Below are 13,296 nucleotides of genomic sequence, written 5' to 3'. Positions count from 1 at the left end.
TTTCCTCTGAGTGTCATTGTTGGTTTTTATTCAAAAAAAAGCCGACTATCAAAGTCGGCTTCTTTATCGTTATTCGATTATTTAGTACCAAAAATCTTATCGCCGGCATCGCCGAGCCCCGGGATGATGTACCCGTGCTCGTTCAGTCCCTGGTCGACAGACGCGGTATAGAGTTCAACGTCCGGGTGCGCTTTTTCCAGCGCCGCGATACCTTCCGGCGCCGCAACCAGCACCAGCACTTTGATGCTGCTGCATCCCGCTTTTTTCAGCAGGTCGATGGTGGCGATCATCGAACCGCCGGTCGCCAGCATCGGGTCAACCACCAGCGCCATACGCTCGTCGATGTTAGAGACCAGCTTCTGGAAGTACGGGACCGGCTCAAGCGTCTCTTCGTTACGGTAGATACCCACCACGCTGATACGCGCGCTTGGGACGTGCTCCAGCACGCCTTCCATCATACCCAGACCCGCACGCAGGATTGGCACCACGGTAATTTTTTTACCTTTGATCTGCTCAACCTGTACCGGGCCGTTCCAGCCTTCGATGGTCACTTTTTCCGTTTCCAGATCAGAGGTCGCTTCGTAGGTCAGCAGGCTACCCACTTCAGAAGCCAGTTCGCGAAAACGCTTCGTGCTGATGTCATGCTCACGCATCAGGCCCAACTTGTGTTTAACGAGTGGGTGTTTCACTTCCACAATCTTCATTCTCTTTCTCCTCTGAGGTGGCATCCGCAAAAAAATCGCGGGATTATACCGCTTTTTTCGGATTGCGCCATACCCATCTTGCTTGACGTGCATCAATCAAAAACAAAAAAGCCGGAGGCTGGGCTCCGGCTTGGGTGCGGGATTCTGCCGGGTGGCGCTAACGCTTACCCGGCCTACACATCCCGTAGGCCCGGTAAGCGCAGCGCCACCGGGCAATTATAGCTGCTCTCCGTTGCTGGCAATCACCTGCTTATACCAGTCGAACGATTTCTTCTTGCTGCGGTTCAGCGTGCCGTTACCTTCGTTATCTTTATCGACAAAGATAAAGCCGTAGCGTTTTTTCATCTCGCCGGTGCCGGCAGAGACCAGGTCGATACAGCCCCACGGGGTATAGCCCATCAGGTCTACGCCATCCTCCACCACCGCTTTTTTCATCTCGCGGATATGCGCGGAAAGGTAGTCGATGCGGTACTGGTCGTTCACCGTGCCGTCGCTCTCCTGCACGTCGATCGCGCCAAAGCCGTTCTCAACGATAAACAGCGGCAGCTGGTAGTGATCCCAGAACCAGTTGAGGGAGTAGCGAAGCCCCACCGGGTCAATCTGCCAGCCCCAGTCCGATTTCTGCACGTACGGGTTAGAGACCAGGCTCTTGCTCTCGTCGTAGTCCAGCTGCGGGTTGTCCGCCGTCGCTTTGGTGGCGAAAGACATGTAGTAGCTGAACCCGATGTAATCCACGCAGCCCTGCGTCAGCGCCACTTTATCTTCTTCGGTGATATCCAGCGCGAAGCCGCGACGTTCAAAGTAGTTGAGCAGATGCTGCGGATACTTGCCGCGCACGTGAACGTCGGTGAACCAGTAGCGACGATGCATGGCGTTCATCGCCATCATCATATCGTCCGGGGCACAGGTCAGCGGATAGATGGGGCACATGGCAATCATGCAGCCGATTTGCAGCGACGGGTTGATCTCGCGCCCCGCCTTCACCGCCAGGGCACTGGCCACCAGCTCATAGTGCGCCGCCTGGAACATCACCGGCTCGCGATCTTCTCCCGGCGCATATTTCAGCCCGGAGTTGGTAAACGGCGCAAAGTCTTCGTGGAAGTTGGCCTGGTTGTTGATCTCGTTAAAGGTCATCCAGTACTTCACTTTATGCTGGTAGCGCTCAAAAACGACCTTCGCGAAGCGAACAAAGAAGTCGATCAGCTTACGGTTGCGCCAGCCGCCGTATTCCGTCACCAGGTGGAAAGGCATCTCGAAGTGGGAAAGCGTGATCACCGGCTCGATGCCGTGCTTCAGGCACTCGTCAAAAAGATCGTCATAGAATTTGAGTCCCGCTTCGTTCGGCTCCAGCTCGTCGCCTTTCGGGAAGATACGCGTCCAGGCGATGGAGGTGCGGAAGCATTTGAACCCCATCTCGGCAAAGAGTTTGATGTCTTCTTTATAGCGGTGATAAAAGTCGATGGCTTCGTGGTTTGGGTAATTTTTCCCCTCCAGCACGCCGTTGGTGATTTCACGCGGTACCCCGTGGGCGCCTGCCGTCATGACATCGGCAACGCTCACGCCCTTGCCGCCCTCTTTCCAGCCGCCTTCGAGCTGGTGCGCCGCAACGGCCCCACCCCACAGAAAACCTGCTTTAAATCCTGACATTCGCTATCCCTCATTCTGCGTTATTTTCTGCAAAAACAGTTACAGAAACCGGTTTCAGTTTGATGATGTGCAAAGGGGATAGCCGTTGCAAGCAGATCGCCGAAACCGGTTTCATTTTCGTGAACAGAGTCAAGTTTGTTGCCCTGGACAGCCCGCACAGAAAAAAAGATCCTCGCGCCGAGAATAGGCTCGCAAACGTTTGCCTGGACTGTTAGAATTGCGCCGATTTTTCTTACTAGCTATGCAATCGCGTGGGGATTTAAGCCGTGACCAACAAAACTTCTCTCAGCTACAAAGATGCCGGTGTTGATATTGACGCAGGTAATGCGCTGGTTGACCGAATCAAAGGTGTGGTGAAAAAAACCCGCCGCCCGGAAGTGATGGGTGGCCTGGGTGGATTCGGCGCACTGTGCGCGCTGCCGCAAAAATATCGTGAACCTGTGCTGGTCTCGGGTACGGATGGTGTCGGTACAAAACTGCGCCTGGCGATGGATCTTAAGCGTCACGATACGATTGGTATCGATCTGGTGGCGATGTGCGTCAACGACCTGGTGGTACAGGGCGCCGAGCCGCTGTTCTTCCTCGATTACTACGCGACCGGCAAGCTGGACGTGGATACCGCAGCCAGCGTCATTAACGGTATCGCCGAAGGCTGCCTGCAATCCGGCTGTGCGCTGGTCGGCGGTGAAACCGCGGAAATGCCTGGCATGTATCACGGGGAAGATTATGACGTCGCAGGCTTCTGCGTCGGCGTGGTAGAAAAATCAGAAATTATCGACGGCAGCAAAGTGGCTGACGGCGATGTGCTGGTTGCGCTGGCCTCCAGCGGTCCGCACTCCAACGGCTACTCTCTGGTGCGTAAAATCCTCGAAGTGAGCGGTTGCGACCCGCTGACCACCGAGCTGGACGGCAAACCGCTGGCCGATCACCTGCTGGCCCCGACGCGCATCTACGTGAAAAACGTGCTGGAGCTGATTGAGAACGTTGACGTGCACGCCATCGCTCACCTCACTGGCGGCGGCTTCTGGGAAAACATTCCGCGCGTGCTGCCGGACAATACCCAGGCGGTGATCGACGCATCCTCATGGCAGTGGCCGTCCGTCTTCAACTGGCTGCAAACCGCAGGCAACGTGAGCTCTCACGAAATGTACCGCACCTTTAACTGCGGCGTGGGCATGGTTATCGCCCTGCCCGCCAGCGAAGCGGATAAAGCGGTTAAACTGCTGACAGAAAAAGGTGAAAACGCGTGGAAAATCGGTACGATTAAAGCTTCCGATTCCGAACAGCGTGTGGTCATTGAATGAAAAACATCGTGGTGCTCATTTCCGGCAACGGAAGCAATTTGCAGGCAATCATAGACGCCTGCAAACAGAAGAAAATCAATGGCACCATTCGGGCAGTATTCAGCAACAAGGCCGATGCATTCGGCCTTGAGCGCGCGCGGGAAGCGAACATTCCTGCGCACGCGCTGGAAGCCAGCCAGTTCGCCGGGCGTGAAGCCTTTGACCGTGAGCTGGTGCAGGAGATTGACGCCTACGCACCTGACGTGGTGGTGCTGGCAGGCTACATGCGCATCCTGAGCCCGGCTTTTGTTGCACACTACGCCGGACGACTGCTCAATATCCACCCTTCCCTGCTGCCAAAATACCCCGGTCTGCACACCCATCGTCAGGTGCTGGAGAACGGCGATGAGGAGCATGGTACCTCCGTGCATTTCGTCACCGACGAGCTGGACGGCGGTCCGGTCATTTTGCAGGCAAAAGTACCGGTCTTTGACGGCGACAACGAAGACGACGTGACCGAACGTGTGCAGACGCAGGAACACGCCATTTATCCGCTGGTGGTAAGCTGGTTTGTCGATGGACGTCTGGAGATGCGCAACGGCGCAGCCTGGCTGGACGGCGTGAAGTTGCCCCCGCAGGGTTATGCGGCTGAAGAGTAGTCTGTTTGAATTGCCCGGCGGCGCTTCGCTTGCACGGGCCTACGGTCCCGTAGGTCGTGGTAAGCGCAGCGCCACCCGACACCCCCTCCCCCAACCCTCTAAATTCCCCAACAAAAAAATAACTGTCATACTTTTCTGGCACTGTTGGACATATCGTGGAAATGCTCGCCATAATAAGGACGAGACGGATTTACCACGTCCTGTGATTGAACTGGAGTGTGAGCTGTAATGGGTCAGGAAAAGTTATACATCGAGAAAGAGCTAAGCTGGTTAGCATTCAACGAACGTGTACTTCAGGAAGCGGCCGATAAAAGCAACCCGCTGATTGAACGTATGCGTTTTTTAGGCATCTATTCCAACAATCTGGATGAGTTCTACAAGGTTCGCTTCGCCGAACTGAAACGCCGAATCATCATCAGCGAAGAACAGGGCTTGAACTCCCACTCCCGGCATCTGCTTGGAAAAATCCAGTCTCGCGTCATGAAAGCCGATCAGGAATTTGATGGCCTCTATAACGAGCTGCTGCTGGAAATGGCACGCAACCAAATCTTCCTGATCAACGAACGCCAGCTCTCCGCGAATCAGCAAAACTGGCTGCGCCACTATTTCAAACATTATCTGCGCCAGCATATCACCCCGATTCTGATCAACCGTGAAACCGATCTGGTGCAGTTCCTGAAAGATGATTACACCTATCTGGCGGTAGAAATCATTCGGGGTGAGACCATTAACTACGCGCTGCTGGAAATACCGTCTGATAAAGTCCCACGCTTTGTAAACCTGCCGCCGGAAACCCCGCGCCGGCGTAAGCCGATGATCCTGCTGGATAACATCCTGCGCTACTGCCTGGACGATATCTTCAAAGGCTTCTTCGATTACGACGCGCTCAACGCCTACTCGATGAAGATGACCCGTGACGCCGAGTACGATCTGGTGCATGAGATGGAGGCCAGCCTGATGGAGTTGATGTCTTCCAGCCTCAAGCAGCGCCTGACGGCGGAGCCGGTGCGGTTTGTCTATCAACGCGATATGCCGGACGCGATGGTGGAGATGCTGCGCGATAAGCTGACCATCTCCCGCTACGACTCCATTATCCCCGGTGGGCGTTACCACAACTTTAAAGATTTCATTGGCTTCCCGAACGTCGGCAAGGCCAATCTGGTGAACAAACCGCTGCCGCGCCTGCGCCATATCTGGTTCGATAAGTTCCGCAACGGGTTCGACGCCATCCGCGAACGGGATGTGCTGCTCTACTATCCGTATCACACCTTTGAACACGTGCTGGAATTGCTGCGTCAGGCCTCGTTCGATCCGAACGTGCTGGCGATCAAAATCAACATTTATCGCGTGGCGAAAGATTCCCGTATCATCGATGCGATGATCCACGCGGCGCACAACGGCAAGAAAGTGACCGTGGTGGTTGAGCTCCAGGCTCGCTTCGACGAGGAGGCCAACATCCACTGGGCGCGCCGACTGACGGAAGCGGGCGTACACGTCATCTTCTCCGCGCCAGGGCTGAAAATTCACGCCAAGCTGTTCCTGATCTCCCGTAAAGAGGGCGACGACGTGGTGCGCTACGCCCATATCGGTACCGGGAACTTTAACGAGAAAACCGCGAGAATCTACACCGACTATTCGCTGCTGACTGCCGATGCCCGCATCACCAACGAAGTGCGTCGGGTGTTCAACTTCATTGAGAACCCGTACCGCCCGGTGAGCTTCGATTATCTGCTGGTGTCACCGCAGAACTCACGGCGCCTGCTGTACGATATGATCGATAAAGAGATTGCCAATGCGCAGAACGGCTTGTCGTCCGGCATCACGCTGAAGCTCAACAATCTGGTGGACAAAGGGCTGGTGGACCGCCTGTACGCGGCCTCCAGCTCCGGCGTTCCGGTAAATCTGCTCATTCGCGGCATGTGCTCGCTCATTCCGGAACTGGAAGGCATCAGCGACAATATCCGCGTGATCAGCATTGTGGATCGCTATCTTGAACACGATCGCGTCTATATTTTCGATAACGCCGGTGATAAGCGCGTATACCTCTCGTCCGCCGACTGGATGACGCGTAACATTGATTACCGTATTGAAGTGGCGGCACCGCTGCTGGATCCTCGCCTGAAGCAGCGTATCCTGGACATTATCGAGATCCTGTTCAGCGATACGGTGAAAGCACGTTATATCGACAAAGAACTCAGTAATCGCTATGTACCGCGCGGCAACCGCCGTAAAGTGCGCTCGCAGCTGGCGATTTACGATTACATTAAATCACTTGAGCAATCCGATTAACCTATGCCAATAAACGATAATACCCCACGCCCGCAGGAGTTCGCCGCGGTCGATCTTGGCTCAAACAGTTTCCATATGGTCATCGCCCGCGAGGTGGATGGCGCGATGCAGATCATCGGTCGTCTGAAGCAGCGTGTGCATCTGGCCGATGGTCTCGACGCGCGTAACATGCTGAGCGAAGAGGCCATGGAGCGCGGGCTGAACTGTCTGTCGCTGTTCGCAGAACGTTTGCAAGGCTTTTCGCCGTCCAGCGTCTGCATCGTCGGGACGCATACGCTACGCCAGGCGCTGAACGCGCCGGAGTTTCTTAAGCGCGCGGAAAAGGTTATCCCCTACCCGATAGAGATCATCTCCGGTAACGAAGAAGCGCGCCTGATTTTTATGGGCGTGGAGCATACGCAGCCGGAAAAAGGCCGCAAGCTGGTGATTGATATCGGCGGTGGTTCCACGGAACTGGTGATTGGCGAAGACTTCGAGCCGCGTCTGGTGGAAAGCCGCCGTATGGGCTGCGTCAGCTTCGCGCAGATGTATTTCCCGGGCGGCGTCATCACCCGCGAAAACTTCCAGCGCGCGCGCATGGCCGCCGTACAAAAACTCGAAAATCTGGCCTGGCAATACCGTATTCAGGGCTGGAACGTGGCGCTGGGCGCATCGGGTTCGATTAAAGCGGCCCATGAAGTGCTGCTGGCAATGGGTGAAAAAGACGGGTTTATTACGCCTGAGCGCCTGGTGAAACTCACCGAAGAGGTGCTTAAGCATAAGAGCTTCGACGCCCTGAGTTTGCCGGGTCTGTCCGACGAACGTAAAGCCGTGTTCGTACCGGGGCTGGCGATCCTCTGCGGCGTGTTTGACGCGCTGGCGATCAAAGAGCTGCGCCTCTCTGACGGCGCCCTGCGTGAAGGCGTACTGTATGAGATGGAAGGCCGTTTCCGTCATCAGGATATTCGCAGCCGCACCGCGCAGAGCCTGGCCAACCAGTACAACATCGACCGCGAACAGGCGAAACGGGTGCTCGAAACCACGGTTCAGATGTACGAGCAGTGGGAGGAGCAGAATCCGAAGCTGGCGCATCCGCAGCTGGCCGCGCTGTTGAAATGGGCCGCCATGTTGCACGAGGTGGGGCTGAACATTAACCACAGCGGAATGCATCGCCATTCAGCCTATATTCTGCAAAACAGCGATCTGCCTGGTTTCAACCAGGAGCAGCAAACCATGATGGCGACGCTGGTGCGCTATCACCGCAAAGCCATCAAGCTCGACGATCTGCCGCGCTTTACGTTATTTAAGAAAAAGCAGTTCCTGCCGCTCATTCAGCTGTTGCGCCTGGGCGTGTTGCTCAATAATCAGCGACAGGCAACCACCACGCCGCCGACGCTGAAGCTAAAAACGGATGACTATCACTGGACGCTGAGCTTCCCGCACGACTGGTTTAGCCAGAACGCGCTGGTGCTGCTGGATCTGGAAAAAGAGCAGCAGTACTGGGAAGCGGTCACCGGCTGGCTGTTGAAGATTGAAGAAGAGAGTTCTGAGGCGGCAGCGTAACGGCTCAGGCGCTCTCCTGAGAAGGCTGCGTGTTGAGCAACGTATCAAGCTCAGCCGGCAACCCAATCAAATAGCCCTGCACATAATCGATACCTAGCGCGTGCACCGCGCTACGTATCTCTTCCGTTTCCACATATTCCGCCACCACCAGCATTTTCTTCATCCGGGCCAGATGGCAAATGGAAGCCACAATCTGGTAATCCAGGCTGTTGCTGACAATATTGCGAATAAAACCGCCATCGATTTTGAGAATGTCTGCGTCCACGCTTTTTAACCGCGCATAGCTGGCGTAGCCCGTGCCAAAATCATCAATGGCGATCCGGATGCCCATTTTTTGTAATTTCCTGAGGGTCGACGCCGCCAGATCCGCATGACCAAAGGCGCTGCTTTCGGTCACTTCAAAGATCAGTTGCCATGCTTCAACGGCGTATTTGGCTAACAGGCGGCTCACTTCAAGCGGGAACTGCGCCCTGTAGGCGGTAGAAGGTGCGAGGTTGATCGCAAAGCGCTGGCCCGGCAAACGCTGGCGGTGCTGTGCCAGAAAACTCAACGTACGCTCCAGTACCCATAAATCAACACGCGACGATAACCCAAACTCCTGTGCAATGGGCAGGAACTGCTCGGGAAAGATCAGCGCCCCGTTATCATCACGCATTCGCAGCAGCACCTCGTGATAACAATCACCGCGCAGCCCGCGAACGGGCTGAACCAGCAGGGTAAAAGCGTCCTGCTCCAGCGCGGCCTGCAAACGACTCATCATCGCGACCTTATCTTTCAGGCTACGCTGCAAATGAACAGCCCCGCGCTGCTGAAGATTTTCCGGGTGGTTGGTAGAAAGGGAGAGATCGGCCACGATGCCCAGTTCCCCCAGCACCAGATAGAGATGATTGACGGGTGAGCGTACATAGCAATAGCTCACGCCGACCTGAGGCTGTACCGGCATACCATCCCAGATAAAAACAAACTGCTTGATATGCTCGTCCAGCGTTTCAATGCGCTGTTGATGCGACTCCGCCTCCAGACGCACCGCCATGTCATACCCCGTGAGGTGATAGACTCGCTCATTGGGCTGAAGGGTACCGTTTATCCATTGCGCCAGCTGCTGTTTATACTGGATCCGCAGCATCACGCCGTAATTGCGTCCCAGCACCTCCAGCTCGGGCACGCGCAGTAAACAGAGCGCTGACCACGGATGACTGGCCAGCTCGCGCGACAGCGCCCGCAGGTTGGGCATATGCACCACCGGATCGAGAAAAGCCTGACTGCGGGAGCGAATATTGATGGCCCGCTGGCGTGTCGCCAGCATCGACATGTACGTCACAACGAAGGAAAAGACCAGATAGCTGGATGAGGTGATCGCCAGCTGAATGCCATAACCCTCTTGCACCGGAATGTAGTGATAAAAAAAGTGAATCGACACCAGCAGGACCGGCGTCCAGATGAGTGACATCAGCTTGTAGCCAAAGCGCATCGCCCCCCAGAGCATCACGGGCATCAGCAGGGACAAGGTGTAGTTGGTACTGAAAATGGAACTGTTTGCATTCATGGGCAGCAGCAGCATGACCAGCAACCCGCCCAGGGCTATAAACCACACCACAAACTCAAAGGCCGTCACCTTTTTGTCTATTTGCGCGCGGAGCTGGGACATCAGTCCCTTGATATAGCGCGGATGACGTATCAGGCGGATCAGCAGGTAGCTTAGCGGCACGCCCGTCAGCCCGCTCACCAGCAGCCCCTGATAGTTAATAAGGGTCCGAATATTGAGGGGATTCAGTCCTGCGAGGCTCTGGCGGCTCTCATAGACGCCGAGATAGACCGCAAACTGAAACAGCAGCAGAAATAGCGTTGCCGGGCAAAACACCTGCCAGAAAATACGCTGCCCCATCAGGCGTATGTCACCGTAAGCGGTCATATTGCGCCGGGGCGCAAACACGCGATAACCGCCCCAGCTGAGCACCAGAGGAACGATAAAATGCAGAATGCCGGCCATGGCTTCAAATAACCCAACGGAGGGGTAATAACGTAAAAACAGCGACACCACCACCCCGGGGAGGGCTTCCAGGCCAAAGAATAACATCAGCGTCAGCAAAAAGGAGAGCGGGAGATAATAGAGCGCAACGATACCGTCGCCCAACTGCGTTAAGGTATTAGCCACACTAAGCACCGGGAGTAACACGACGGGTAAAATAAGAGGAAGTGCCCACCAGCGGTCTTTATTTTGCTTCAGGATGTGGTGAATATTCATAGATGCTCGTTTACAACCCTTGCGCTCCAGAGGGTAAATGAAGACAGGCATCCAACCTGACGTACACGTTGCCTGGAAAATTCCTGGCAAGCACAGTGGAGGAGGGATTTTAAATATCAACGACGGGATGCGGTTGACCTAAATCAAATTAATTTATCTGAATAAACCTTTCTTACGTTTTTTTTGAATATTTTTCCTGTAATTATCAATGCGATAAATAAAAGCGTTGTTTTTAATAACATAAATTAATGTAAGCATTGACGCTATTTTACATTTCGCCGAATTGACCCTGACTTGCGGCTGTGCCTTAATAGCCGTATCGCCCAAAAGGGTATACTCAGGAAAAGAAAGTGAGTCAGGCTACGCGTATGCGAAAACGACATCGATTTAACACCCGGATGACCCGCATCATACTGCTTATCAGTTTCCTGTTTTTCTTTGGCCGCTTTGTTTATTCCTCCATTGGCGCCTGGTATCACCATCAGGACAAAATTCAGTCGCAGCAATCAGGTCTTGTGGTGGATTCGCCCGAGCGCTAAAGCGTGTTCGCTCCCGGAAGACAAACTGTATCGCACTGTATCCCGAGCGCTACGCTGACAAACCGGTACAAAACGCCCGCAAAAGCAAACATCCCCGATACATAAAAATGGTCTTCTGTATCCCTCGCCATAATAAACTGATGAGGAGAGACACAGATGATTCGTCGATATTTCCTGCTTCCTGTATTTGCGCTGACGTCCTTTGCTGGCGCAATGGCCGCACCGTTGCATGGCCTGAGCGCCGCTGATGTCAACGGTCCAGCCGCCGTCGCCCCGCCTGAACACCCCCAGCCGCCAGCAAAACTGATTGTCGATCCGCCGCTGGCGGGACCGCTAAGTAAAGGTGCGGTCTTTATTCAGTACCGTGTCGAAAACCTGCGCATTGAACCTGTATTTGGACCCGACGCGCTGAAAGTCACTCCGCGTATCGGCCATATTCACGTTGTGGTGGATGACGCGCCCTGGCACTGGGCTGATACCAGCGGCGAGCCGGTGATCCTGGTCGGGCTGCCCGCAGGAAAGCACAAGGTGACGATCGTCGTTGCCGACCCGACGCATAAACCCATCGACCATAAAACCGTTGAATTCACCGTGCCGCCACACGCCGCGGTTCATCACTTTTAAGGAGCCTGTTATGAAAGCATTGTCTGTATTAACAGCGATGGTGCTGGCGGTTTCCACCAGCGCGCTGGCAGAGACGAAAGCCAGCGTAGTGCTGGTGCACGGGGCGTTTGCCGACGGCAGCAGCTGGAATAAGGTGATTACCCGGCTGCAAAAACACCATACCGAGGTCATTGCGGTACAACTTCCGCTCACGTCTCTGAAAGATGATGTCGCCACCACGCAGCGTGCTATCGCCCGGGCTCATGGGGATGTGGTGCTGGTCGGTCACTCCTGGGGCGGGACGGTAATCAGCGAGGCGGGAAACAATGCCCGCGTGAAGTCACTGGTTTACGTTGCCGCTTTTGCGCCGGATTCCGGCCAGTCGACGGCAGCTCTGGCAAATAGCTTCCCTGCTCCGCCAGGGAGCGCCAGCCTCGCTAAAACCACAGAGGGGTATTTATATCTGCCGATAAAAGCGGTCAGCGAGAATTTCGCCCCTGACGTGAAGGACGTTGAGCGCAGCGTGATTGCCGCGACGCAGAGCCCCATTAAGGCCGATGCGTTTGGGGAGAAAATCGCGCATGCCGCCTGGCATGACAAACCGAGCTGGTATGTGGTCAGCAAAAATGACCGGATGATCAATCCTGAGCTAGAGCGCGCAATGGCGAAGAAAATCAACGCCAACACCACGGAGGTAGCGGCAAGCCATGTATCGATGGTCAGCCAGCCGGACGTCATTACCCGTACGATTGAACAGGCGTTATCGGGTCAACAGTGATAAAAAAGCCCGCATGATGAACGGTCCGACTTCGGGCCACGCCATCCTGCGGGCTTTATGCACTTCCGGCTCCTGCAACGGGGTTATGTGCGGTTTTGTCACAAACGCACCTTCCCCCTCGCTGAACCATCAGAAGCTGTACGTCACCTTCAAACTTCCCACAGGAGACGTTTTTCGCTGAACAATGGGGCTATCGCCAGCCTCTCCCGTCAGCTGCGTAACGCCAGCTGCGGCAAGCAGGCTCCAGCGGGAGGTAAGCTTATGGGTCCAGTCCAGGTTCAGCGAATACGCATATATTCCCGATCCGGCATCGTGTCGGGCAAAACCCGATGCGGCCGACTGGGCGGCATTCACCCCGTAGTAGGTTTGCACATACTTACTGGATCCCCAGCTACCGGTCAGCGCCAGCGTTAACGCATTTTTCGGAGATGTATAGAGCGGGCTGGCAATGCCGAAATGCACAGCTTCACCATTGTCTCTCTCAGAAACCGGGACCTCTGCCTGCAACTGCACGGTCAGCCAGTCAGTCACCCTGTATCCCAGCCCTGGCACAACGATAGCTGAGCCTTTAATGTCACCCATTCCTCGCAGGTCGTCGCTGCCGGAGGCGATCGAATCGCTGCTTACGTCGCGATCCTTACGTCCAGCGCGATAGCTCAGCGCTGCGTTGTAGTCCAGGTTACCAAAGCTGTTGCCGTAGCCGATCCCCCGCGTGGTGCTGACAAAAAAACCATTGGCCATCGCGTAATCAACCACCTGAGCCGCAGAGACCCGGCTCTTGTCCGAACCGGAATAGCGTGGCGCAACATCCACGCCGCCTCCCAGGGTTAACACGTTGCCCTGAGGCTGATCTGCCGCCAGGGTCGGGGTAGCCAGTAACGCCAGGACGGCCCCCGGCAAGATGCTTTTCATGCTGCGACGGATGCGTGAACGGGGGAAACTATTACGCAGTGTGATGTTTCTCATTAAAGAAGCCCTTTGGATTCAGATGATTGCGATACAAGCGG

Annotated in this window: 11 protein-coding genes; 7 read left to right on the top strand and 4 right to left on the bottom strand. The window is 55.2% G+C overall.

From position 1 onward, the window contains the following. Window positions 1-77: 77 nt before the first annotated feature. Both upp and SK54_RS08390 read right to left on the bottom strand, forming a co-directional pair. Window positions 78-704 carry a uracil phosphoribosyltransferase gene (gene upp, locus SK54_RS08395; RefSeq protein WP_003860560.1) on the bottom strand — a complete coding sequence of 209 codons (627 nt, stop codon included), beginning with the start codon at window positions 702-704 and terminating at the stop codon, window positions 78-80. A 216-nt stretch (window positions 705-920) separates the two neighbouring features. Beyond that, entirely contained in the window at window positions 921-2,351 is a 1,431-nt protein-coding gene (locus tag SK54_RS08390; RefSeq protein WP_023295128.1) for a 6-phospho-beta-glucosidase, read from the bottom strand. A 266-nt stretch (window positions 2,352-2,617) separates the two neighbouring features. Here SK54_RS08390 and purM point away from each other — a divergent pair, with 266 nt between their 5' ends. The 4 genes from purM (at window position 2,618) to ppx (ending at window position 8,124) form a co-directional block, all read left to right on the top strand. Next, window positions 2,618-3,655, top strand: a complete 1,038-nt coding sequence (purM, locus tag SK54_RS08385; protein ID WP_017383509.1) for a phosphoribosylformylglycinamidine cyclo-ligase — start codon at window positions 2,618-2,620, stop codon at window positions 3,653-3,655. Further along, window positions 3,652-4,293, top strand: a complete 642-nt coding sequence (gene purN / locus SK54_RS08380) for a phosphoribosylglycinamide formyltransferase (protein ID WP_006811493.1) — start codon at window positions 3,652-3,654, stop codon at window positions 4,291-4,293. Before purM ends, purN begins: the two co-directional genes overlap by 4 nt. Window positions 4,294-4,521: 228 nt before the next feature. Then, window positions 4,522-6,582, top strand: coding sequence for a polyphosphate kinase 1 (gene ppk1, locus SK54_RS08375; protein WP_017692942.1), 2,061 nt, complete (start codon window positions 4,522-4,524; stop codon window positions 6,580-6,582). Between the two features lie 3 nt (window positions 6,583-6,585). After that, complete coding sequence (gene ppx, locus SK54_RS08370; RefSeq protein WP_003860570.1) at window positions 6,586-8,124, top strand: exopolyphosphatase; 1,539 nt, start codon at window positions 6,586-6,588, stop codon at window positions 8,122-8,124. Between the two features lie 4 nt (window positions 8,125-8,128). Here the strand turns inward: ppx and SK54_RS08365 are convergent, their stop codons facing one another. Beyond that, on the bottom strand, window positions 8,129-10,369 hold the full coding sequence (locus SK54_RS08365) for an EAL domain-containing protein (protein ID WP_032619274.1): 2,241 nt from the start codon (window positions 10,367-10,369) through the stop codon (window positions 8,129-8,131). Window positions 10,370-10,737: 368 nt separating this feature from the next. On the opposite strand from SK54_RS08365, the gene SK54_RS21870 reads away from it, so the two are divergent. The 3 genes from SK54_RS21870 to SK54_RS08350 all read left to right on the top strand — a co-directional run bounded on the left by SK54_RS21870 (window position 10,738) and on the right by SK54_RS08350 (window position 12,289). Then, entirely contained in the window at window positions 10,738-10,908 is a 171-nt protein-coding gene (locus SK54_RS21870; RefSeq protein WP_017383512.1) for a YfgG family protein, read from the top strand. Window positions 10,909-11,064: 156 nt separating this feature from the next. After that, complete coding sequence (locus SK54_RS08355; protein ID WP_040117934.1) at window positions 11,065-11,532, top strand: DUF6130 family protein; 468 nt, start codon at window positions 11,065-11,067, stop codon at window positions 11,530-11,532. Window positions 11,533-11,542: 10 nt separating this feature from the next. Further along, window positions 11,543-12,289 (top strand): alpha/beta fold hydrolase, encoded by a 747-nt coding sequence (locus SK54_RS08350; protein ID WP_023304200.1) that lies wholly within the window; start codon window positions 11,543-11,545, stop codon window positions 12,287-12,289. A 129-nt stretch (window positions 12,290-12,418) separates the two neighbouring features. On the opposite strand, the gene SK54_RS08345 is transcribed toward SK54_RS08350, so the two are convergent. Next, window positions 12,419-13,255, bottom strand: coding sequence for a MipA/OmpV family protein (locus SK54_RS08345; RefSeq protein WP_023304201.1), 837 nt, complete (start codon window positions 13,253-13,255; stop codon window positions 12,419-12,421). Window positions 13,256-13,296 lie beyond the last annotated feature (41 nt).

Origin of the sequence: Enterobacter sp. MGH120 (assembly GCF_001037725.1) — a bacterium.
Lineage (GTDB): Bacteria > Pseudomonadota > Gammaproteobacteria > Enterobacterales > Enterobacteriaceae > Enterobacter > Enterobacter hormaechei_C.
Note: the sequence above shows the minus strand (reverse complement) of the source record. Positions and strands in the feature narration are given on the sequence as shown.

What these genes read in the sequence shown, in the direction of transcription:
- SK54_RS08365 (WP_032619274.1), bottom strand. Translation starts at nt 10,369, where the DNA reads ATGAATATTCACCACATCCTGAAGCAAAATAAAGACCGCTGGTGGGCA.
- ppk1 (WP_017692942.1), top strand. Translation starts at nt 4,522, where the DNA reads ATGGGTCAGGAAAAGTTATACATCGAGAAAGAGCTAAGCTGGTTAGCA.
- ppx (WP_003860570.1), top strand. Translation starts at nt 6,586, where the DNA reads ATGCCAATAAACGATAATACCCCACGCCCGCAGGAGTTCGCCGCGGTC.
- SK54_RS08355 (WP_040117934.1), top strand. Translation starts at nt 11,065, where the DNA reads ATGATTCGTCGATATTTCCTGCTTCCTGTATTTGCGCTGACGTCCTTT.
- purN (WP_006811493.1), top strand. Translation starts at nt 3,652, where the DNA reads ATGAAAAACATCGTGGTGCTCATTTCCGGCAACGGAAGCAATTTGCAG.
- SK54_RS08390 (WP_023295128.1), bottom strand. Translation starts at nt 2,351, where the DNA reads ATGTCAGGATTTAAAGCAGGTTTTCTGTGGGGTGGGGCCGTTGCGGCG.
- SK54_RS08350 (WP_023304200.1), top strand. Translation starts at nt 11,543, where the DNA reads ATGAAAGCATTGTCTGTATTAACAGCGATGGTGCTGGCGGTTTCCACC.
- SK54_RS21870 (WP_017383512.1), top strand. Translation starts at nt 10,738, where the DNA reads ATGCGAAAACGACATCGATTTAACACCCGGATGACCCGCATCATACTG.
- SK54_RS08345 (WP_023304201.1), bottom strand. Translation starts at nt 13,255, where the DNA reads ATGAGAAACATCACACTGCGTAATAGTTTCCCCCGTTCACGCATCCGT.
- upp (WP_003860560.1), bottom strand. Translation starts at nt 704, where the DNA reads ATGAAGATTGTGGAAGTGAAACACCCACTCGTTAAACACAAGTTGGGC.